We start from the raw sequence: 21,280 nt of genomic DNA on the forward strand, positions 1-21,280 counted from the left end.
GATGCAGAAATATCGTCTGATGCTGGGCGCTGGCCTGGCCCTGTTGAGCGCCATACCCGCGTCCGCCGCGACGCTGTTCATGGGCTCCTATCCTGACCGCCTGCTGGTGTTCGAAGAGGGAAAGGGGGCGGTCACCGGCACGATCAAGCTGGACACGGGCCTGCCTACGTCCATGCAATTGTCCGACGATGGCAAGCGCATCTATGTGACCACCATCACCACCAGCGGGATCGAGGTGATCGACACCGCGACGCGCAAGGTGATCAACAAGTTCAGCCTGAATGACGGCACCACCCGCTATCGCTTTTGGGGCGGGGTGCCCGATCCGACCGGGCGCTATTTCTACACCGTCCTCTCGAAGTTCGAGAAGGGCATCGACCGCTATACCGTCAGCAAGCCGATGTATGGCGTCATCGACCTGAAGCTGCAAAAGGTCGTCCGCACCGCCGCGCTGGAAAAAGAGGAAGAGCGGGCCGGGGGACGCGGCGGCTATAAAGTCTCGCCGGATGGCAAATATCTCTATTCCTTCGGCGAGAAGATCGTGATCGTCGATCTGGCGACATTGAAGGTCGCCGATCGCATTGACCTCGCCAAACCCGAAGGCATGGGGATGGAGAATATCGGCTTTGGCGGCACGCTGGATGCCGTGCGCTCGTCGGGGCAATTGGTCGCCCTGTTCAACGCGGCCGACCCCTATGTGCATAACAAGATGTTCGGCATGGCGCGCTTCGACCTGTCGACCCGGCAGTTCGATTTCACCCCGATCGGCCCTGCGCCCGATGCCATGGCGGGATTGCAGGTCACGCCCGATGGTAAACATGCCTATACGGTGGTGACGAACGGGAAGCTCGGCAATAAGCGCTGCGAATTCTGGCACATGGATATGGCCACCAACGCTGTGGTGGATAAGGCGGAGTTCCCCTGCCGCTCGCGCTTCCGCCTCGGCATGTCGATCGACGGGGCCAAGCTCTACATCTATGGCGCGAGCTATGACCTGGAGGTCTATGACGCCAGGACGCTCAAGCATGAGACGACGCTGGACCTTGGCTATGACACGACCGGCGCGGGCATGGTTGCGGTGGAATGACCGACAGGCGCATGATCGTCGGGATAAGGGGCAGCGGGATTGCCGCGACGACATGCGCGTATTTGCTCAAGGCAGCGGGCCTCCGGGTCGCAACCAAGGTCGTTCATCGTCCGCCCGTCCCAACGATCATGCTGAGCGATGCAGCACTGGCGCTGCTGCGCGACATATTTCAGCGGCCTGACCTGTTCGCCGACAGTCCCCGGATCAAGCGCCGTGTGGTGGCCTGGGGCGGCGGCGCACCGGTCGTCGTGCCGCATGGCGCGGCGCTGGCGTCGGAGGACCAGGTGCAGGCTGTGCTGGCGAAGGACAAGCCTGCCCCGGAGGATGGCCCCGTGGATTTCACTATCCACGCTGCGCCGCCGATGCCGGAGGGGGAGACGCATGTCTTCGGCGACCGGCGGGCCGTCGCAGCCAAGGTCGGGCTGCGCGATCCGTCTTGCAGCGAGGAAGGCCGGGTCGAGGCGGTGGCCAGCGGTTGGCTCTTCCTGGTGCCCGCAGGGGCGGGGGAGGGCTGGCTACTGGGCGTGGGCGGATCGCTGGACGATCTGCTCGCCGACAGCCGCCTGATCGCGCCGGTGGTCGATGCGGTGGCGGCCGCATCGACGCCGTTCCTCGCCGCACCGCGCCTGCACTTGCCCTTGTGCGGCGAGGACTGGCTCGCCTGCGGCACGGCGGCGCTGGGCTTCGACCCGATCTGCGGGGACGGAACGGCGCAGTCGGTGCGCGAGGCGATCCTTGCCGCCGCAGTGGTGACCGGCATCGCCGAAGGGCAGGACGCCACCGCGCTTCTGACTCACTATCAATCCATGCTGATCGCGGTGATGCGGCGGCACCTGTTGCTGTGCGCTCAATTCTACACGACCGGCGGCACGGGGGATTGGTGGCGCGCGCAACAGGATGCGCTGCTGGAGGGGCATCGCTGGTGTACCGGGCTGCTCGCGAAGATGCCGGAACCGGGCTTCCTGCTGGAAGGGACGCGGCTCGTGCCCCGGCAGCAGGCGGCATGAGCGACGGGACGCGCGCGCCGGTTGCCGATTGGGGCGCCTATAAGCGGCTGACCCCTTTTCTGAAACCCTATCGCGGGGCGCTGGTCGTCGTGCTGGCGATCAGCCTTGTATCGACCATGCTTGGGCTGGCGCAACCTTATCTCTCGAAACTCATGATCGACGAAGCGTTGTTGCGCCGGGACATGGGCGCGCTGGTGAAGATCGCGGCGATCATGATCGCGGTCACCATCGCCGGGTTCGCGATCAATATCCTCGCCAGCTATCGCTATGTCGCGCTGTCGGCGGCGATGCTCTACGACATTCGCGCGGCGCTGCTGCGCCATCTCCAGACGCTCTCACCGCGCTTTTATGGAAGCTTCCGGCTGGGCGATCTGGTGTCGCGGATGAACAGCGATGTGAGCGACGTGCAGCGGATCGCGTCCGACACCTTGCTCTCGGTGGTCAGCAATCTGCTGTTCTTCGTCGGCTGCGTCGCTATGATGCTATGGCTCGACTGGAAACTCTTTCTGGTAAGCGTCGTGTTGGTGCCGGCCAGCCTTGCGACCTTCGCTTATTATCAGCGCCGCCTGACCGCGCTGACCCGCGACATGCGCGAGAAAGGCGCGGACCTCGGCAGCCTGCTGGTCGATACGGTGATGGGGATGCGCGTCGTCGCCTCGCTGCGCGCGGGCGAGCATGAGGTGGAGCGGTTCAAGGGGCGCAACGATGCCTTTGTCGGCGCCATGCTCAGGATGCAGGTTGCCTCCTTCATGACCGGCGCACTGCCCGGCACGCTGATGACGGCGGCGACATCGGCGGTGATCCTCTATGGCGGCTGGCGCATCATCGAAGATGGGATGAGCATCGGCACGCTGGTTGCCTTCATGACCTATCATCTGCGTCTGCTCTCGCCGATCCAGACGCTGATGGGACTGACATCGGGCCTCGCATCGGCGCGGGTGTCGCTGGGGCGGATTTTCGAACTGTTCGATACGAAGGCGGAGGTGGTCGAACGGGATGATGCGGTCGCGCTGGACCGGGCAGGGGCGATGCGGTTCGAACAGGTGGCGATGCGCTATGATCGCGATGCGGTGTTGCGCGACATCGACCTGACGATTCCCGCTGGCAGCCTGTGCGCCATTCTCGGCCCCAGCGGCGTGGGCAAATCGACCATGGCGGACCTGATGGTGCGCTATCTTGATCCCGATGCCGGGCGGGTGCTGGTCAATGGTCGCGACCTGCGCGCCTATCGGCTCGACGATGTCCGGCGCGAGATCATCCTGGTCGATCAGTCGCCCTATCTGTTCAACGATACGATTGCGGCGAATATCGGTTTTGCCCTGCCCGACGTGAAGCGCGAGCAAATCGAAGCGGCGGCGCATGCGGCGGGGCTGGATGGCTTCATCGCCAAGCTGCCGCTCGGCTATGCAACGCGCGCCGGGGAGCGGGGCATGGCGCTGTCGGCGGGCGAACGGCAGCGGATCGTGCTGGCGCGCGCCTTGCTGCGGTCACCCAGCATCTTGATATTGGACGAGCCGACATCGGCGCTGGATGGCGAGACCGAGCAATTGATTGCCGGGCGGCTGCGCGGCGCGCTGCCCGATGCGACGATCATCATCATCACCCACAAGCCCGCCATGGCGCGAATGGCGGATATGGTCGTCACCCTGGCCGACGGCCATGCGCGGGTCGAGCAGCGCAGCGAAATGGTCGATGCCTGACCCGGTCCGCATCGCCGTCATCGACAGCGGCGTCCATCCCGACCATCCCCATATCGATGCGGCGCGGCTGTTGTCCGGCTTTGCCGTGGCGCGCGATGGGGCGGTAACAGCCGATGATGCGCTCGACCGGCTGGGTCATGGAACGGCGGTGACCGCCGCGATCATGGAGCAGGCCCCCGCTGCGCTGTGCCTGCCGATCCGGGTGTTTCACGATGGGCTGCGGGCCAGCGCGCGGGCGCTGGTGCGCGCGATCGACCTGGCAGTGGAAGCGCGGGTCGATATGATCAACCTAAGCCTGGGCACCGTCAACCCGGCGCACGCCCCGGCCTTCGCGGCGGCGGTGGAACGGGCGGGGCAGGCGGGCGTGCTGATCGTGGCCGCGCACGATACCGAAGGGCAGCCTTGCTATCCGGGCAGTCTGGACGGGGTGCTGGGCGTCGCTCTGGATTGGGACTGCCCGCGCGACACCTATGATGTTCGGGACGGGATCGTCCATGCCTCCGGCCATCCCCGCCCGATCCCCGGCGTCGAGCAACGGCGCAACCTCTATGGCGTAAGTTTCGCGGTAGCCAATGTCAGCGGGATCGTCGCGCGGGACCGTTTGGACGATCAGGCGATGCCGAACCCCGCAACCCGCTCCACCATCCAGAAGCAGCCGATGGCACCGACCGCATAAAGCGCCGCGACCCGCGCCGGCGCGGCGAGCGAAATAGCGCGCAGGCCCGCCAGCGTTGCCATGATGGCCCCGACGAACAGCAATTGCCCCGCTTCGACGCCGATGTTGAAGAAGATGAGCGCGGGCAGTTTCTCGCCGGCCTGCACGCCCAGTTCGCCCAGTGCCGTCGCAAAGCCGAGGCCGTGGAGCAGGCCGAACAACGACACGACCGTCAACTGACGGCGGAAGGCGAAGGCCTGCTCGCCTTTCCCGACCAGCAAAGCCTCACGTGCCATGAAGGCGATCGACAGGGCGATGGCGGCTTCGACCGGGGGAACGGGAACATGGACCAGCTCGAAAAAGGCGACTGCCAGCGAGATGGAATGTCCGGCGGTGAAGGCGCTGACCAGCCAGAGCAAATCTCGCCCGCGCGCCAGCAGAGCGAGGCAGAGAACGAACGCCAGATGGTCCCAGCCCAGCCAGATATGCCAGACGCCCTGGGCCAGAAATTCCGGCGCGATCTGCGTCAGGGCGCGTTCGCCGACGGCGGTTTCCCCGACTGGAACCGCGATGCCTTTCGCGTCGCCGGTCAGGCTGCGATCGACCTGGCTGCCCATGACATTGGTGACGAAGCGGCCGCCATCGGCCTTCCATGGCGTCTGGATGACGTCGCCCGCACTGAACGGGCGTTCGCAGGCGAATTCATAGGCATATTGCGCGCGGCCGCCGCTCATCTGGCGCGTCATCGCGGTCTGGCGACAGCCCTGCGGCCAGACGATCGGCGCGGGTTGGCCCACCGTTTCGGGCACGGCGGCGGTGAATTCATAGCTGTTCGCATCCTCGCCCCGCGTCAGCGCGAAATCAGCGGACAGGAAGATGTCGGCCATCGCCGTGCCCGGTAGCAACGCCGCCAGCGCGAGCAGGAGGGCGGCCAGACTATTCTTCCACATCATATTTCTCCTTCAGGCCCGACAACGCCTTGTCGATGGCGGCTTCGCTATGGGCAATCATATAATCCTGCCGCACCTGGTCCTTGATCGCGGGGAAGGGGATCATGGCCGCCGGGATGCGCTCGCTCTTGCGCACGAAATGCCAGCCGCGCGGCGACTGGACCGGACCGAACCAGCGCCCATCCGGGGCGGTCTTGAGCGTGGCGACAAAGGGCTGGCCAAAAATGCCGCGCACCATCGAATCGCCATAGCGCGGAAAGGCGCGACCCAGCCAGAAATCGTCGCTGGGAATCGTCTCCCCGGCATTGAGCTGCGCCAGCAGCAGCGCCGCGTCGGCGGGCTCTTGTGCCCGGTAAACCTGGGTGAAGCTGGTGCGCGGTTCGGCGCGATACTGCGCCAGATTGTCGGCATAATGATTGACCAACTGTTCGTCGGTCGGTTCGGGCGGAGCGCCCGCGATCAGGTAGCGGACCTTGTCGACCAGTTGCTTGCGGGTTTCCCCGTCGGTCAGATGCATGTTGCGGTCGATCGCCTCTCGGAACAGCAGTTCCTCGGCCAGATAGTCGCGCTTGATCCGCGCCTTGTCGGCGGCGGTGGCAGGGCGGCCGACAAGCATCTCATAGTCTTCGACCATCGCCTGCTCGACCTGAGGCGTGAAGACGACCGGCGGCTTTTGCGCGCGTTCGATGATCTGATAGCCGCCGAACAGGGCCACGCCCGCGACCAAAAAAGCAAATAGCGGATCGCGCATGGCTTTGCCGATCCGGCTGCGCACAGGGCGCAATGCGTGGCCGGGCGTCGCCTCCGCGCCGTCGCTGTCGATCCCCATAATCTCCGCCCTGCCCGCCATGGTCCCAACTCTAGGCGCAAGCGGCGCGCCCTGCCTACGTCAAATGACGCATACGGGGGATAGCCCGCATTCCATAGCCTTCATCCCATCCAGAGTGCCGCAGCGCCACCACCGGCCTGCCAGGGGGAGACCTACACATCATGATCCGTTCCAGGCTGCTTATGCTTGCCACTTCCGCCTGCGCGCTGGCGCTGGCCTCCTGTTCCGGCGGCGGCGACAATGCGAGCGCGCCTGCGGGCGACAGCGTGTCGGTGGGCGTGCTCCAGTCGCTGACCGGCACGATGGCGATCAGCGAGATCACGGTGAAAAATGCCGAGATGCTGGCGATCGAGGAGATCAACGCGACCGGCGGCGTGCTGGGCAAGCAGATCAACGCCCTGGTCGAGGATGGCGCGTCGGACCCGTCCACCTTCGCACAGAAGGCGTCGAAGCTGATCGAAAGCGATGGCGTGTCGACCGTATTCGGCGGCTGGACCTCGGCCAGCCGCAAGGCGATGTTGCCGGTGTTCGAGCGGACGAAGAACCTGCTCTGGTATCCGGTACAGTTTGAAGGGAACGAATGTTCGCCAAACATCATGTATTCGGGCGCGCAGCCCAACCAGCAGGCACTGCCCGCGCTCGAATGGGCAGTGGCGCAGGGCTATAAGAGCTTCTTCCTCGTCGGGTCCGACTATGTCTATCCCCGCACCGCCAACCTGATCCTGAAAAAACATATCGAAAAGGGCGGCATGCAAGTGCTGGGCGAGGCCTATGTGCCCTTGGGTGGCACCGATTTTTCGGGCGTGATCGCCAAGATCGCGCAGGCCAAGCCCGCGATCATCATCAACACGCTGAACGGCGACAGCAATGTCGCTTTCTTCAAGCAGATGCAGGCCGCGGGGATCAGCCCCAAGACGATGCCGGTCATGTCCTTCTCGATCGGCGAACAGGAAGCCCAGGCAATGGGCGCGGGCCTGGTCGAGGGCAGCTATGCCGCCTGGAATTATTTCCAGAGCCTGACGGGTGAGGCGAACGCCAAGTTCATCGCCGCCTATAAGGCGAAGTTCGGCAAGGATGCGGCGATCACCGATCCGATGGTCCATGGCTATCTGGACGTTTATGCGTGGAAGGCGGCGGTCGAGAAGGCCAAGAGCTTCGAGCCGGATGCGGTGCGCAAGGCGGCGGCATCGCTGGGCGGCTTTGCGACGCCCATGGGCACGGTCAGCTTCGCGGCGAACCAGAGCCTGGTGCAGAAAGCCTATATCGGCAAGCTGAAAGCCGACGGCCAGTTCGAGATCATCGCCGACAGCGGCAAGGACATCGCGCCGGAGCCCTATGACGCGCTCGCCTTCCCCGGCAAGACTTGCAAGCTCTAACAATGCCTAACAACGCCGTCATCCCCGCGAAGGCGGGGATCCATCTCCCGCCCTATCGAAAGACGGAAGGTTGGGAGATGGGTTCCCGCCTACGCGGGAGTGACGAAGGGTGATGATATGCCACAGCCCCTTCTGATCGCGAGAAGCGCAGCATAATGGACGCCCTCTTCCTCAACCAGTTGTTCAACGGCGCGTCGCTTGCGTCGCTGTATCTGCTCGCCGCGCTTGGCCTGGCCCTCTCCTTCGGGCTGATGCGCGTGATCAACATGGCGCATGGCGAAATGTTGATGCTGGGCGGCTATCTCGCCTGGATGACATTGCTGGTGGTGCCGGGGGCGATGGGGATCATCCTCGCCATTCCGGTCGCCTTCATCGGCGCAGCGGCGATGGGCGGGTTGATCCTGTCGACGCTGATACGCCGCCTGTCCGCGCGCCCGCTCGATACGCTGCTCGCCACCTGGGGCGTTAGCTTGATCCTGCAACAGGGCGCGCGCGACCTGTTCGGCGCAGTCGGCGTCGAAGTGCGCGCGCCCGAATGGCTGACGGGCAGTTTCGTGGCTTTCGGCGTCACCCTGCCATCCGCACGACTGTTTATCATCGCGATCGCCGCGCTGGTGCTTGGCGCGCTGGCGCTCGTGCTGCTCAAGACCCGGATCGGGCTGCTGGTGCGGGCGGTGAATCAGGACCGGATGATGGCGTCGGCGACCGGCATCGATGTGCAGCGGGTGGACCTGACCGTCTTCTGCCTGGGTTCGGGTGTTGCGGGTCTTGCGGGCGTGATGCTTGCGCTGCTTGGCCCGGTGACGCCCAATGTCGGGCAAAGCTATATCATCCCCGCATTCCTGGTCGTCGTGATGGGCGGGCTGGGCAGCATCGTCGGCACGACTGCGTCGGCGATCATCCTCGGGCTGTTCGCTGCGCTGGCGCAGATTTTCGTCGATGTCAGCGTCGCGCAGATGCTGCTGCTCGTCTTCGTCATCCTTTTCATCCAGGTGCGCCCGCAAGGCGTCGTCGCCGTAAAGACCCGCCAACTCGATGCCTGATTTTTCCGCCCTCACTGCGCGTTTCGCGCCGGTCAAGCCGCTACTGCCCTGGCTGCTGCTGGCGCTGGCCCTCGTCGCGCCGTTCGCACTGTCCAGCTACGACCTCAACCTGCTCGCCCGCTTCATGGCGATGGGGATATTGGCGTTGGGCCTCGTCCTCATCTGGGGCCATGGCGGGATATTGAGCCTGGGGCAGGGGGTGTTTTTCGGCCTTGGCGGCTATGCCATCGCCATCCACATGAAACTGGCCGACCTGCCGGACGGCGAGATCCCCGATTTCATGGTGTGGAGCGGGCGCGAAAGCCTGCCGCTGTGGTGGGAGCCGTTCACCAGCCCGCTCTTCACACTGGCCGCGATCATCGTCATCCCGACCCTGGCGGGCGCGCTCTTTTCTTGGGCCGTGTTTCATCGCCGCGTGGGCGGCACCTATTTCGCGCTGATCACGCAGGCGCTCAGCCTCGCCTTCGCGACGCTGATCATCAGCCGACAGGATGTGACCGGGGGCTTTAACGGCCTTACCGACTTTTATTCGATCTTCGGCGTGGGGCTTGCCAGTCCCGGCACCGGATCAATGCTCTACTGGATTACGCTGGCGGTGCTGTGCGTCGCCTTCATTGCCCTGCGCTGGCTGTTGGCGTCGCGCTTTGGCATATTGCTGCGGGCCTCGCGCGATGGCGAGAACAGGGTGCGGTTCCTGGGCTATAACCCGACGCCTTTCAAGGTCGCGGCCTTCGCCATCGCCGCGATGCTGGCGGGGGTTGGCGGCGCATTGTTCACGCTCCATGCGGGCGTCGTGTCGCCCGCGCTGATCGGGGTCGTCCCGTCGATTGAGATGGTGGTGTGGGTGGCGATCGGCGGACGCTATAGCCTGGCGGGTGCGATCGTCGGCGCGCTGCTCGTCAACCTGGCGCGCGATGCGGTGTCGAGCGCTTTTCCCGAATTGTGGCTCTATCTGATGGGGGCGCTGTTCATCTTCGTCGTGACCCTGCTGCCGCGCGGCCTGGCTGGCCTGGCCAAGGGGAAGGCGGCATGAGCGGTTCGGCGGTTTCCGAATTGCTGCTCAGCGTCGATGGCGTCACCGTCGATTATAGCGGGTTCAAGGCGCTCGATGGTTTTTCGATGACGCTGAACCGGGGCGAGACGCGGGTCGTTATCGGTCCCAATGGCGCGGGCAAATCGACGCTGTGCGATACGATCATCGGCCGGGTGCGGCCGAGCGAGGGGCGGATCGTCTTCAAGGGCGAGGACATCCAGAATCTGCCCGAACAGGCGATTGTCGGGCGCGGCATTTGCCGCAAGTTCCAGGCCCCAGGCGTGTTGCCGACCTTGAGCGTGCGCGACAATCTGGCGCTGGCGGCGCGGCGCGACCGGCGCTGGTGGAAAAGCCTGGGCACCGGCATCCCGGTGGAAGAGCGCGCGGCGGTCGAAGAGGCGCTGGAGGCAGTCGCGCTCACGCATCGCGCCGATGTGGAGGCGGGCACGCTGGCCCATGGCGAGAAGCAATGGCTGGAAATCGCGATGGTGATGGCAACGGGCGCAGAACTGCTGCTGCTGGACGAACCGACGGCGGGCATGGGACCGGCCGAAACGAGCCGTACCGCGCAATTGATATTGGGGCTGGGGGATAGCCGCACCGTGCTGGTGATCGACCATGATATGAGCTTCGTTGAGCAATTGGCCGCGCCGGTCACGGTGATGCATCAGGGCAAGTTCTTGAAGCAAGGCAGTGTCGCCGAAGTGCGCGCCGACCCGCAAGTCGCCGCCGTCTATCTGGGCCATACGGCATGAGCGCGCTGCTGGAGATTGCGGGCCTGTCGAGCGCCTATGGTCAGAGCCGGGTCTTGTGGGACGTGGACCTGACGCTGGCGCGCGGGCAGGTGATGGCGCTGATCGGGCGCAACGGGGTGGGCAAGACGACGTTGCTGCACACGATCATGGGCACGCGACCGGTGACGGGCGGAACGCTGCATTTCGACGGGCGCGACATGACCGCCATGCCCGCGCATGGCCGGGCGCGGGCGGGGATCGGCTTCGTGCCGCAGGGACGGCATGTGTTTCCGCAACTCACCGTCATGGAAAATCTGGAAACGGGCCTGTCGGCGCTGGCCGGGCGAGGCAAGCGCAGCGCCAAGGTGCCGCAGCATATTTTCGACCTCTTCCCCAAGCTATGGGATATTCGCGGCCGGGCGGCAGGCTTCCTGTCGGGGGGCGAGCAACAGCAACTAGCGATCGGGCGCGCTTTGGCCGGGGAACCGAGCCTGTTGTTGCTCGACGAACCGACCGAGGGCATTCAGCCCAATGTCGTGCAGCAGATCGAAGCGGCACTGGTCCATGTGCGCGACGAACTGGGCATGACGGTGCTGGTGGTCGAACAATATCTGGACTTCGTGTGGCGCTTTGCCGACCGCTATTGCGCGATGCAGAATGGTCGGATCATCCGGCAAGGCGCGATCGCCGACGAGACAGCGAAGGACGTCGCGCATCTGGTGCAGATTTAGCAGAAGCACATAGAAACTTTGTCATTCCCGCGCAGGCGGGAATCTATCTCCCGACTTTGCACCAGTGGATAGCGCCGGAGATGGATCCCCGCCTGCGCGGGGATGACGATAAAGGATAGGGGAGGAGTATCACCCGCCCGGTTCGGCCAGTGCAATGTCCATGTCGGCAAGCGCCAGGCGCAGCAGTTCGGCCATGCCCGCGCGAGCCGCCGCCGTGTCGCGCGACGCGATCGCCTGATAGACGGCGTGGTGGTCGGGCAGGGGGTCGCGGGGGAGCAATTTCTTGCGGTGCTTGAAGGTGGTGGTCCAGCTGACCGCTGCGCCAACCGAACTGGCCAAGGCTTCCAGCGCGTCATTATGCGTCGCCGCCAAAATCATATTGTGGAAGCGCTGGTCGGCGGCGCGGCCTTCGGGGGTGGAGAGGCCGTAGCGGCCCATTTCCGCGAGCGCGGCTTCCATCACCGCCAATTGCTCGTCGGTGCGGCGGCGCGCGGCGAACTCCGCGGCGGCCGGTTCGATGACGCCGCGCAACTCGAACAAGTCGCGGATGAAATTGGCATCCGGCTCGCCGGCGAACATCCAGGCGAGCATTTCGGGGTCGAGCACGTTCCAACGATTGCGCGGCAGGACGCGGGTGCCCGCCTTTGGGCGGCTTTCCAGCATCCCCTTGGCGATCAGGATGCGGACAGCCTCGCGATAGGCGGTGCGCGACACGCCGAGGCGATCGGACGCCTCTATCTCGCCCTCGAACAATTCGCCCGGTCTGTGCTTGCCGGTCAGGATGGCCGTGCCCAGGTCGCGGGCGATCGTCTGATGGATGCGGAGCGTGCTTTCGTCCGATCCGAACTTGCGCCCGCTGCCCAAAACCTTGCTCCCTTATCAGTCCTCGAACACAGCCGTAGGACAATGTCGGCCGCAAAGGAAGGCATCGGCGACAAGACGGAGCGGGGCAATATCGGCGTCGATCGCCCGGTCAGCCACCAGATCGACGAAACGGCGATACATGGCGGGATATTCTTCGTCGGCGGCTTTCAACTGGACTTCACCGTCCAGCCGCAGCGTGTTGCCGCCTTCGGACAGGAGAAGGCTGCCATTATCGGTATCGACGGCGATGTCCCAGGTCTGCGGCCCGGTCTGACGCCAATCGAACACGGTGTCGATCGGCGCGCCCGACGCGGTCGCCATGGCGAGCGTCGCGCCGATCGGGGCGTCCTTGTTGGAGGGCACTTCCAGATTGGCGGACAGGACGGTGACGGGTTCGGGGACAATTTCGGTCAGGATCGATAGGGCATTGATGCCCGGATCGAACACGCCAAAGCCACCCGCTTCCCAGATCCAGGGCTGACCGGGATGCCAGTGGCGCACATCCTCGCGCCATTGGATCGAAATGCGTTCGATCTTGCGCTGCACAATCCAGGCCTTGGCCTGCGCCACGGCGGCGGCGTAGCGGCTGTGCCAGCTGGCGTAGAGGGTGACATTCTGCGCCTTTGCCAGCGCGATCAGCGCCTCGACTTCGGAGACGGTCGCGCCGGGCGGCTTTTCGAGGAAAACATGTTTCCCCGCCAGCAACGCCTGCCGCGCCGCATGATAGCGGGCCTGCGGCGGCTGACACAGGATCACGGCGTCGAGGTCGGGCTCGCCCGCCAGCATCGCGCCGAGGTCGGGGTAATTATTCACCCCTTCCCCCTGCGCGTTGCGGCTGGCGACGGCGACCAGATCGATGCCGTCGGTATTGGCCATCGCGGGCAGGTGCTGGTCGCGCGCGATTTTACCCAGCCCTACCAGACCTGCCCGGATGCTCATGCAGCAGCGACCAGCTTGCCATCGACGCGGCGCGTCAAGCCGAGCGGGTTGGCGTCCTGCAAGGCGGCTGGCAACAGCGCGTCAGGCACGTCCTGATAGCAGACGGGACGCAGGAAGCGCATCATCGCCAGCGTGCCGACCGAGGTCGAGCGGCCATCGGCGGTCGACGGGAAAGGACCACCATGCACCATCGCATGGGTCACTTCGACGCCGGTGGGCCAGCCGTTGGTCAGGATGCGGCCGACTTTGCGCGACAGCACGGGGAGCAGCTTCGCGGCGTCGGCATTGTCGGCTTCGGTCAGCTGAAGCGTAGCGGTCAGCTGGCCTTCGAGACCGGCGATGGTCGCGATGACTTCCTCGATGCTGCTGCATTTGATCAAAACGGACGACGAACCGAACACTTCTTCGGCCAGAAGCGGGTTGGCCCCGAAGGTCGCCGAGTCGGTCGCGAAGAAGGCGGCCTGGCCACGGTTGCAGCCTTCCGCTTCGGTGCCGCGAGCGACGGTGGTGACGCCATCTGCGCCGGACAGGGCAGCGACGCCCTTTTCATAGGCTTCGTGGATGCCGGGCGTCAGCATGACCTGCGGCTGGGCACCCGACATGGCTTGGGCGGCGGCTGCGACGAACGTGTCGAGGTCCGGGCCGTCAAGCGCGATGACGAGGCCGGGGTTGGTGCAGAACTGGCCCGACCCCATGGTCAGCGAGCCGACGAATGCCGTGCCCATGGCTTCGGCCCGTTCGGCGAGAGCGCCGGGGAGCAGGACGACCGGGTTGATGCTCGACATTTCAGCATAGACCGGGATCGGTTCGTTGCGTTCCGCCGCGATCTTCATGAGCGCAACGCCACCACCGCGCGATCCGGTGAAGCCGACCGCCTTGACGCGGGGATCAGCGACCAGGGCGCCACCCAGCGCGCGGTTGGCGCCGGGCAGGTAGGAGAAGACGCCTTCATGCAGGCCACAGGCCTTGACCGCTGCCTGGATGGCGCGGGCGACCAGTTCGCCGGTGCCGGGATGGGCGCTATGGCCCTTGACGATGACAGGCGAACCAGCGGCGAAGGCCGATGCCGTGTCACCGCCCGCGACCGAGAAGGCGAGCGGGAAGTTGGACGCGCCGAACACGGCGACCGGGCCGACCGAATGGTTGACGCGGCGCAGGTCTGCGCGGGGCATCGGCGCGCGGTCGGGCATGGCGGGGTCGATCGTGGCATCGAACCAGTCACCAAGGCGTACATAGCTGGCGAACAAGCGCAACTGGCCGACTGTGCGGCCCCGCTCGCCTTCCAGACGGGCGCGCGGCAGGCCGGATTCGGCCATCGCGGTTTCGATCAGCAGGTCGCCGATGGCGACGATATTGTCCGCGACGGTTTCCAGGAAAGTCGCGCGGGCGTCGGGTACCAAGGTCGAAAAGCTATCGAACGCGGCATCGGCCAGCTTGGCGGCTTCTTCGACTTCGGCGGGCATGGCGCTGGAGAAGGCGACGTCGCCCTTTTCGCCGGTCGCCGGGTTGATGGCGTAGAAAGTCTCTCCGCCCTGACGCTCGTTTGCGCCGATGAGGATGGCTCCGTTGAACATGGGATTCTCCTGAAATTGGTTCATGATGCTGTTCCCCGGCGCGGGCCGGGGAACAGGGAAGGGATCAGTGATTGTCGCGCGGCAGGCCCATGGTCTGGGCGATGCGCTGATATTTTTCTGCGCCTTCGAGGATCGCGCCGGTATCCATCTGGCCAACGACCGACCGCTGGATTTCCTGCCACGGCGTTTGCGACGCGGGATATTTGAACCCGCCAGCGGCCTCCAGCTTTGCGCGGCGTTCCGCCAGTTCCTCGTCCGAAATCAGCACGTTGACCGTGCCGGTGTTGAGATCCATCCGCACCCGGTCGCCGGTTTCGAGCAGCGCGAGGCCGCCCATGGCCGCGGCTTCGGGCGAAGCGTTGAGGATCGACGGGCTGCCCGACGTTCCCGATTGGCGACCATCGCCGATGCAGGGCAGGGCCGAAACGCCTTCGGTGATGAGATAGGCAGGCGGACGCATGTTTACAACTTCGGCTGCACCCGGATAGCCGATCGGCCCCGCGCCGCGCATGAAGAGCAAGGTCTGATCGGTGATGCCGACCGAGGGATCGTCGATGCGGTGATGATAATCCTCCGGCCCGTCGAACACGACCGCCGGGCCTTCAAAGGCATTGGGGTCTTCGGGATTGGAGAGGTAGCGGTCGCGGAATTCCGGGCTGATGACGCTCGTCTTCATGACGGCGGCGTCGAACAGATTGCCCGACAGGACCAGGAAGCCTGCATCCTCGACCAAAGGCTGGTCGAAGGGCCGGATGACCTTTTCGTCTTCGATTTCCACGCCACGGCAATTGTCGCCCATGGTCTTGCCATTGACGGTCATCACATCCTCATGGATCAACCCCTGCGCGATCAGCTGGGCCACCACGGCGGGGACGCCACCGGCGCGATAATAATCCTCACCCAGATATTCGCCCGCAGGCTGGAGGTTGACCAGCAGCGGGATCTTGTGACCGACCGTCTCCCAATCCTTGAGCGGCAGGTCGACGCCGATATGGCGGGCGATCGCGGCCAGATGGATCGGCGCGTTGGTCGATCCGCCGATGGCGCTGTTGACCATGATCGCATTGTGGAAAGCCTCGCGGGTCAGGATGTCGGAGGGCTTCAGATCCTCGGCCACCATCTCGACGATGCGCTTGCCGGTCAGATAAGCGACTTCCTGGCGATCGCGATAGGGGGCCGGGATCGCGGCCGATCCGGGCAGCATCATGCCCAGCGCTTCGGCGAGCGAGTTCATGGTCGAGGCGGTGCCCATCGTGTTGCAATAGCCGGTCGACGGGGCGGAGGAGGCGACGAGCTTGATGAAGCCTTCATCGTCGATCTTGCCCGCCGCCAGCAACTGGCGTGCTTTCCAGACGATCGTGCCCGAACCGGTGCGCTCGCCCTTGAACCAGCCGTTCAGCATCGGGCCGACCGACAGCGCAATGGCGGGGATGTTGACGGTGGCGGCGGCCATCAGCAGCGCCGGTGTGGTCTTGTCGCAGCCGGTGGTCAGGATCACGCCATCGAGCGGATAACCGTACATGGCCTCGACCAGGCCGAGATAGGCGAGGTTGCGGTCAAGGCCGGCGGTCGGGCGCTTGCCGGTTTCCTGGATCGGATGGACCGGAAATTCGAGCGCAATGCCGCCCATTTCGCGGATGCCGTCGCGCATGCGTTCGGCCAGGACTATATGGTGGCGGTTGCAGGGCGACAGGTCGCTGCCGGTCTGGGCGATGCCGATGATCGGCTTGCCGCTACGCAGTTCGTCGAGGCTGAGGCCGAAATTGAGATAGCGCTCCAAATAGAGCGCTGTCATGTCGATATTGTCGGGGTTGTCGAACCAGGCGCGGCTACGCAGTTTTGGGGCGGAGTTGGACGAATCGCTCATTGGGGCATCCTGACGAGAATAAGGCATGGCGCTTTTTGCGCGCTCGCCATTCCGATATACTCATACAAATACAGTTTCAAGCGTGCATGCGACCGATGCCGCAAATTTGGCGTCGATCCGGGGCGCGCACCGCCGCTTGCGTAGCCGACCCGGCGGCTGGCCTGCCCATTTGTCAAGCGCATGCGCTCTTGAAACGCGCCAGGCATCGGCGCATGGACCGGCCATGACCGCGACCTTCCCCCGATCGTCCGCCGCGCCTGCGCCGCGCGCCATCGCCCGCTGGCTGCTATCGGTAGCAGCGCTTGTGTTCCTCATGGTCGTGGTCGGCGGGATCACGCGCCTGACCGAATCCGGCCTGTCGATCACGCAATGGAAGCCGATCACCGGGGCCATTCCCCCGCTGACCCATGAACAATGGATGGAGGCGTTTCGCCTCTACCAGCAAATCCCCGAATATCAGCAGATCAACCGGGGCATGAGCCTCAATGATTTCCAGTTCATCTTCTTCTGGGAATGGGCGCATCGGTTGCTGGGGCGGGTGATCGGATTGGCCTTTGCTCTGCCCTTGCTGTGGTTCGCGTGGAAGCGCGCCATTCCGCAGGGCTATGGCTGGCGGCTGGTGGCGCTGCTGGCGCTCGGCGGATTGCAGGGGGCGATCGGCTGGTGGATGGTACAGTCGGGCTTGTCGGAACGCACCGACGTGAGCCATTATCGGCTGGCCGTGCATTTGCTCAATGCGCTGCTGATCATCGGTGGGTTGGTGTGGACCGCGCTCGACCTATTGATGCTGGCGCGCGACCGCAATGCGCGCCCGGCGACGCTGCGGCCCTTCGCGTTGGTCGTGCTGATCGGGCTGTTCGTGCAATTGCTGTTCGGGGCATTCACCGCCGGGCTGAATGCGGGCTATGTCGCCAACACCTGGCCGCTGATGAATGACCGTTTCGTGCCGGACGGCATGGCCTGGATGGGGTCGCTATGGGCGACGCTGTCAAGCGACCCTTATCTCGTCCATTTCATCCATCGCTGGTGGGCCTGGGGTGCCGCCATCCTGGCCGTGATGCTGGCGCGCCGGGCCAAGCGGGCTGGACAGCGCGGTGCGTCGATCGCGATCAATGCCAGCGTAGGTACGCAAATCCTGCTGGGGATAGCCACGGTGATGAGCGGTATCGCGCTGCCGCTCGCCGTGCTGCATCAGGCGGTCGGCGCGATCGTTGTGGCGGCGCTCGCATGGGGCGCGCACAGCATCGGACGACGCCGGGGTTAGAGCGTCAGCCTCAGGGCTTCGGCGCGCTCGCCGCATTGGCGGCGGCTTCGGGCGCGGCGGCCGGTGTCGCGGCGGGCAATAGTCGCAGGCTCCGCAACAGCGCGTCCGATATGCTCTGATATTGTTCGCTCAGCATTTCGGGATAGACGAAGGTCGCCGTCACGATCGATCCGTCCGGCTGGCGCAGCAGACGCACGGCGACATTATTGCCTTCGCCGTCATTGGCGGTGCCGCGATATTCATTGTCGCCGATGAAATCGCCATCGACGCCTTCGGCCCCGTCGCTGACCGCCTCGACAATCTGTTGCAATGTCTGGTCGCCGTCATTCTTCTGCCAGAAGACGCGCACGTCCGCGCCGGCACCGGGATCTTCATAGACCACGCCATCGGCATTGCTGGCGCTTTCATCCTTCACCCAGCCTTCGGGCAGCGTGACGGAAAAGCCGCGCGCGGCATTCACATATTCGAGCGATTCGAGGCCTTCGTCGCTCTGCTGCGTGGCGAGTGCTTCTGCCGCGGCGGCATTGGCGGCGGCGGCCAATTCCTCCTGGCTCGGCATATCGGCAACCGGCTCGGTGCGGCCGCAGGCGGCGAGCAACAGGAAGGGCAGGCAAGCGGTAAGGGGAAAACGGTTCATGCGCGATCCAAAGCATAGGCGCGGCGATAATTCAACGACATTGCCCGAGAGGAGGCGACAGGACGTCATGTTCACCGGTCAGGCGGCGCTGTCGATGCCCAGTTCGGCCAGTTTGCGGTAAAGGGTAGATCGCCCGATCCCCAGCCGTCGGGCGACCTCCGTCATGCGACCGCGATAATGGCCGATGGCGAGGCGGATGACGTCCGCTTCGATGTCCGCAAGCTGGCGGACATGGCCGTCGCCCTCGAACAGGGTAATGCCTGCGCCGTCGCGGTGCGGCTGATTGGCGGCGCGCGGGCGGATGGACAAGCGATCGAGCGGGTCGCTCGCCTTGATCTGAGCGGCGATCTGCGGGAAATCCTGCGGCGTAAGGGCGTCGCCCTCGCATAGCACGGCGGCGCGGAACAGCGCGTTCTGAAGCTGGCGGACATTGCCGGGCCAGCCATGCTGCATCAGCAGCGCAAGCGCATCGTCGGTGAGGCCGAGGCCACGCAAGCCCGGCTGCGCGGCGATCCGCGTCAGCAGGTGGCGGCACAAAGCCGGAATGTCGCCCATGCGTTCGCGCAACGGCGGGATGGTGAGTTGGACGACGTTGAGGCGGTAGTAGAGATCCTCGCGGAAGCGCCCGGCCTCAATCTCTTCGGCGAGCTTTTTGTTGGTGGCAGCGATGACGCGCACATCGACATGGATCGGGCGGCGCGCGCCGATCGGTTGGACTTCGCCATCCTGCAGAACGCGAAGCAATTTGACCTGCGCATCGAGCGGCATCTCGCTGACTTCGTCGAGAAATATGGTGCCCATGTCGGCGCTGGCAAATTTGCCGACATGCCGGTCGAAAGCACCGGTGAAGGCGCCGCGTTCATGGCCGAACAGTTCCGATTCGACCAGGTTGGCGGGGATGGCACCGCAATTGACGGTGACCATCGCCTGTTTGTGGCGGGGCGAAGCGGCGTGGATGGCGCGCGCGATCACATCCTTGCCGACGCCGCTTTCGCCCTCGATCAAGACGGGCACGCGGGCGCGCGCTGCCTTGGCCGCGATGGCAAGGGCCGCGCGGAATTGCGGCGCGGAGCCGACGACATCCTCGAAGGAGAGGGGGGCGGTGATCTTTTCTGTGAGTGGGCGCAGTTCGCCGTCGCTGCCATCGGTGAGCGTGGCATTGAGTGCGGCAAGCAGGCGTTCGGGCGCGATCGGCTTGGACAGATAGTCGGTGGCCCCGGCCCGCATGGCATCGACCGCGACGGCGACATTATTGTGGGCGGTGAGGATCAGGATCGGCAGAGCGGGGCGACGGGTGCGAATCTCGCCGACCAAGCCGGCTGGCTCATAATCCGGGCTCCATTGGTCGAGGATGATCGCATCAAGCTGCATCCCGTCCTGCGTGCCGAGCATCGCGATGGCGGTTTCATTGTCGCCTGCAAAGATCGTGCGCCAGCCCGCACGCGCCGCGAGTGCCGATACCAGCCGCCGCTGCGCCGGTTCGTCGTCGATCAACATCAGCATTGGTATGCCGTCGCGCGCCATTCGCACCCCTCAATTGCAACAGGCGACCGACGATAGGGACGCGGGGTAAAGGCGCGCTTAACTGCGAAAGATTTTCTTGGCCTTGGGCGGGTTGAGGGGGGGGCAGGTTGCGGATAAGAGGTTGGCCTGATTTTACCACAATAGGGAGACCCAGCATGGCCACGGACGGAAATATCAAGGATGCGACCCAGACCTATTCGGGGTTTGTGGGTCTGATGAAGTGGGGCACGATCGCCTCGGTGGCGGTGGCCGCGATCGTGGTGCTGCTGATCTCCAGCTAAGCACGGCGCGACGAACAGGGAGGGGATGCCATAATAATGAAAATAGCAGTGGTGAAAGAGCAGGCAGCGGGCGAAGCCCGTGTTGCCGCGACGCCGGAGACGGTGAAGAAGTTTATCGGCCTTGGCGCGCAGGTCGCTGTCGAGGCGGGGGCCGGGCTGACTGCGTCGATCGCCGATGCCGACTATGTGGCGGCGGGGGCTACCGTCGCCGATCGAGCCGCGACGGTGGCAGGCGCGGATATCGTGCTGGGCGTGCAGGGGCCGGACGTGGCCAGCCTGTCGGGCGTGAACCCAGGTGCCTGGATCGTGGCAGGGCTTAACCCGTTCGGTGACCGGGCACGGGTCGATGCCTATGCGGCGGCCGGCTATGAGGCGCTGGCGATGGAGTTCATGCCGCGCATCACGCGTGCGCAGTCGATGGATATCCTGTCGTCCCAGTCGAACCTGTCGGGTTACAAGGCTGTGCTGGATGCTGCCGCCGAATATGGCCGGGCCTTTCCGATGATGATGACGGCGGCGGGCACGGTGTCGGCCGCGCGCGTCTTCATCATGGGTGTGGGCGTGGCAGGCCTGCAGGCGATCGCCACCGCCAAGCGGCTGGGTGCGCAGGTCAGCGCGACGGACGTGCGCGCCGCGACCAAGGAGCAGATCGAGTCGCTGGGTGCCAAGGCGATCTTCGTCGAGAAGGTCGCGGGCATCGAGGGCGAAGGATCGGGCGGCTATGCCACCGAAATGTCCGATGAATATAAGGCCGCGCAGGCCGAACTCGTGTCCGCGCATATCGCCAAGCAGGACATCGTCATCACCACGGCGCTCATTCCGGGGCGGCCCGCGCCGCGCCTGATCAGCGACGCGCAGATCGCGACGATGAAGCCGGGCAGCGTGATCGTCGATCTGGCGGTCGAGCAGGGCGGCAATGTCGAGGGTGCTGTGCCCGGCGAAGTGGTCCTGCGCCACGGCGTCAAGATCGTGGGCCACCGCAATGTGCCGTCGCGGCTGGCGGCGGACACGTCCGCTTTGTTCTCGCGCAACCTGTTCAACTTCCTGTCCGCCTTCTGGGACAAGGAAAAGGGCGCGCCGGTGCTGGACGAAGAAATCGGCAACGCCATCCGCCTGACGCAGGGCGGCAAGGTCGTGAACGAGCGGCTGCTCGGTTAGGGGAATCGCCCGTTCGCGCCATGCGCG

General features: G+C 65.0%; 20 protein-coding genes. 12 read left to right on the forward strand and 8 right to left on the reverse strand.

Annotated elements, in window-relative coordinates; translation table 11 throughout:
- Position 1 precedes the first annotated feature (1 nt).
- The 4 genes from SxD43FB_RS08765 to SxD43FB_RS08780 are packed head-to-tail and all read left to right on the forward strand — an operon-like array spanning position 2 to position 4,470.
- A complete protein-coding gene (locus SxD43FB_RS08765) occupies positions 2-1,087 on the forward strand; it encodes a hypothetical protein (RefSeq protein ID WP_069066252.1) in 1,086 nt (361 codons plus the stop codon).
- The gene (locus tag SxD43FB_RS08770; protein WP_096061859.1) at positions 1,084-2,094 is read left to right on the forward strand and encodes a hypothetical protein; all 1,011 of its coding nucleotides are present in this window, start codon (positions 1,084-1,086) and stop codon (positions 2,092-2,094) included. The genes SxD43FB_RS08765 and SxD43FB_RS08770 overlap by 4 nt, the downstream gene beginning before the upstream one ends.
- On the forward strand, positions 2,091-3,794 hold the full coding sequence (locus tag SxD43FB_RS08775) for an ABC transporter ATP-binding protein (protein ID WP_096061860.1): 1,704 nt from the start codon (positions 2,091-2,093) through the stop codon (positions 3,792-3,794). The genes SxD43FB_RS08770 and SxD43FB_RS08775 overlap by 4 nt, the downstream gene beginning before the upstream one ends.
- Positions 3,787-4,470: a S8 family serine peptidase gene (locus SxD43FB_RS08780; RefSeq protein ID WP_096061959.1), complete on the forward strand. Its 684-nt coding sequence runs from the start codon at positions 3,787-3,789 to the stop codon at positions 4,468-4,470. The genes SxD43FB_RS08775 and SxD43FB_RS08780 overlap by 8 nt, the downstream gene beginning before the upstream one ends.
- Here SxD43FB_RS08780 and SxD43FB_RS08785 read toward each other — a convergent pair.
- A complete protein-coding gene (locus SxD43FB_RS08785; protein WP_255245653.1) occupies positions 4,404-5,402 on the reverse strand; it encodes a HupE/UreJ family protein in 999 nt (332 codons plus the stop codon). The two genes, SxD43FB_RS08780 and SxD43FB_RS08785, sit on opposite strands and share 67 nt — an antisense overlap.
- Entirely contained in the window at positions 5,386-6,228 is an 843-nt protein-coding gene (locus SxD43FB_RS08790; RefSeq protein ID WP_176482723.1) for a peptidylprolyl isomerase, read from the reverse strand. Before SxD43FB_RS08790 ends, SxD43FB_RS08785 begins: the two co-directional genes overlap by 17 nt.
- Positions 6,229-6,389: 161 nt before the next feature.
- On the opposite strand from SxD43FB_RS08790, the gene urtA reads away from it, so the two are divergent.
- From urtA to urtE, 5 genes are all read left to right on the forward strand, one after another.
- A complete protein-coding gene (gene urtA, locus SxD43FB_RS08795; RefSeq protein ID WP_069066256.1) occupies positions 6,390-7,604 on the forward strand; it encodes an urea ABC transporter substrate-binding protein in 1,215 nt (404 codons plus the stop codon).
- A gap of 155 nt (positions 7,605-7,759) precedes the next feature.
- Positions 7,760-8,647, forward strand: a complete 888-nt coding sequence (urtB, locus tag SxD43FB_RS08800) for an urea ABC transporter permease subunit UrtB (RefSeq protein ID WP_096061863.1) — start codon at positions 7,760-7,762, stop codon at positions 8,645-8,647.
- Positions 8,640-9,680, forward strand: a complete 1,041-nt coding sequence (gene urtC, locus SxD43FB_RS08805; protein WP_176482724.1) for an urea ABC transporter permease subunit UrtC — start codon at positions 8,640-8,642, stop codon at positions 9,678-9,680. The genes urtB and urtC overlap by 8 nt, the downstream gene beginning before the upstream one ends.
- The gene (gene urtD / locus SxD43FB_RS08810) at positions 9,677-10,435 is read left to right on the forward strand and encodes an urea ABC transporter ATP-binding protein UrtD (RefSeq protein ID WP_096061864.1); all 759 of its coding nucleotides are present in this window, start codon (positions 9,677-9,679) and stop codon (positions 10,433-10,435) included. The genes urtC and urtD overlap by 4 nt, the downstream gene beginning before the upstream one ends.
- A complete protein-coding gene (urtE, locus tag SxD43FB_RS08815) occupies positions 10,432-11,145 on the forward strand; it encodes an urea ABC transporter ATP-binding subunit UrtE (protein ID WP_096061865.1) in 714 nt (237 codons plus the stop codon). Before urtD ends, urtE begins: the two co-directional genes overlap by 4 nt.
- 129 nt (positions 11,146-11,274) lie before the next feature.
- Here urtE and SxD43FB_RS08820 read toward each other — a convergent pair whose 3' ends face one another.
- From SxD43FB_RS08820 to SxD43FB_RS08835, 4 genes are all read right to left on the reverse strand, one after another.
- The gene (locus SxD43FB_RS08820) at positions 11,275-12,009 is read right to left on the reverse strand and encodes a FadR/GntR family transcriptional regulator (RefSeq protein WP_096061866.1); all 735 of its coding nucleotides are present in this window, start codon (positions 12,007-12,009) and stop codon (positions 11,275-11,277) included.
- A gap of 15 nt (positions 12,010-12,024) precedes the next feature.
- Positions 12,025-12,948 carry a Gfo/Idh/MocA family oxidoreductase gene (locus tag SxD43FB_RS08825; protein WP_096061867.1) on the reverse strand — a complete coding sequence of 308 codons (924 nt, stop codon included), beginning with the start codon at positions 12,946-12,948 and terminating at the stop codon, positions 12,025-12,027.
- Positions 12,945-14,522 carry an aldehyde dehydrogenase (NADP(+)) gene (locus tag SxD43FB_RS08830; RefSeq protein ID WP_096061961.1) on the reverse strand — a complete coding sequence of 526 codons (1,578 nt, stop codon included), beginning with the start codon at positions 14,520-14,522 and terminating at the stop codon, positions 12,945-12,947. Before SxD43FB_RS08830 ends, SxD43FB_RS08825 begins: the two co-directional genes overlap by 4 nt.
- A 64-nt stretch (positions 14,523-14,586) precedes the next feature.
- Complete coding sequence (locus SxD43FB_RS08835) at positions 14,587-16,389, reverse strand: IlvD/Edd family dehydratase (protein ID WP_096061868.1); 1,803 nt, start codon at positions 16,387-16,389, stop codon at positions 14,587-14,589.
- A gap of 223 nt (positions 16,390-16,612) precedes the next feature.
- Here SxD43FB_RS08835 and SxD43FB_RS08840 point away from each other — a divergent pair, with 223 nt between their 5' ends.
- Complete coding sequence (locus SxD43FB_RS08840) at positions 16,613-17,653, forward strand: COX15/CtaA family protein (protein WP_096061962.1); 1,041 nt, start codon at positions 16,613-16,615, stop codon at positions 17,651-17,653.
- Between the two features lie 10 nt (positions 17,654-17,663).
- Here the strand turns inward: SxD43FB_RS08840 and SxD43FB_RS08845 are convergent, their stop codons facing one another.
- Complete coding sequence (locus SxD43FB_RS08845) at positions 17,664-18,290, reverse strand: hypothetical protein (RefSeq protein ID WP_096061869.1); 627 nt, start codon at positions 18,288-18,290, stop codon at positions 17,664-17,666.
- A 78-nt stretch (positions 18,291-18,368) separates the two neighbouring features.
- Entirely contained in the window at positions 18,369-19,814 is a 1,446-nt protein-coding gene (locus SxD43FB_RS08850; RefSeq protein WP_096061870.1) for a sigma-54 dependent transcriptional regulator, read from the reverse strand.
- Between the two features lie 155 nt (positions 19,815-19,969).
- Here SxD43FB_RS08850 and SxD43FB_RS08855 point away from each other — a divergent pair, with 155 nt between their 5' ends.
- Both SxD43FB_RS08855 and SxD43FB_RS08860 read left to right on the forward strand, forming a co-directional pair.
- Positions 19,970-20,095, forward strand: a complete 126-nt coding sequence (locus SxD43FB_RS08855) for an aa3-type cytochrome c oxidase subunit IV (protein ID WP_037476577.1) — start codon at positions 19,970-19,972, stop codon at positions 20,093-20,095.
- A 36-nt stretch (positions 20,096-20,131) separates the two neighbouring features.
- Positions 20,132-21,253 (forward strand): NAD(P) transhydrogenase subunit alpha, encoded by a 1,122-nt coding sequence (locus tag SxD43FB_RS08860; protein WP_096061871.1) that lies wholly within the window; start codon positions 20,132-20,134, stop codon positions 21,251-21,253.
- Positions 21,254-21,280 lie beyond the last annotated feature (27 nt).

Source organism: Sphingobium sp. D43FB (genome assembly GCF_002312805.1).
Lineage (GTDB): Bacteria > Pseudomonadota > Alphaproteobacteria > Sphingomonadales > Sphingomonadaceae > Sphingobium.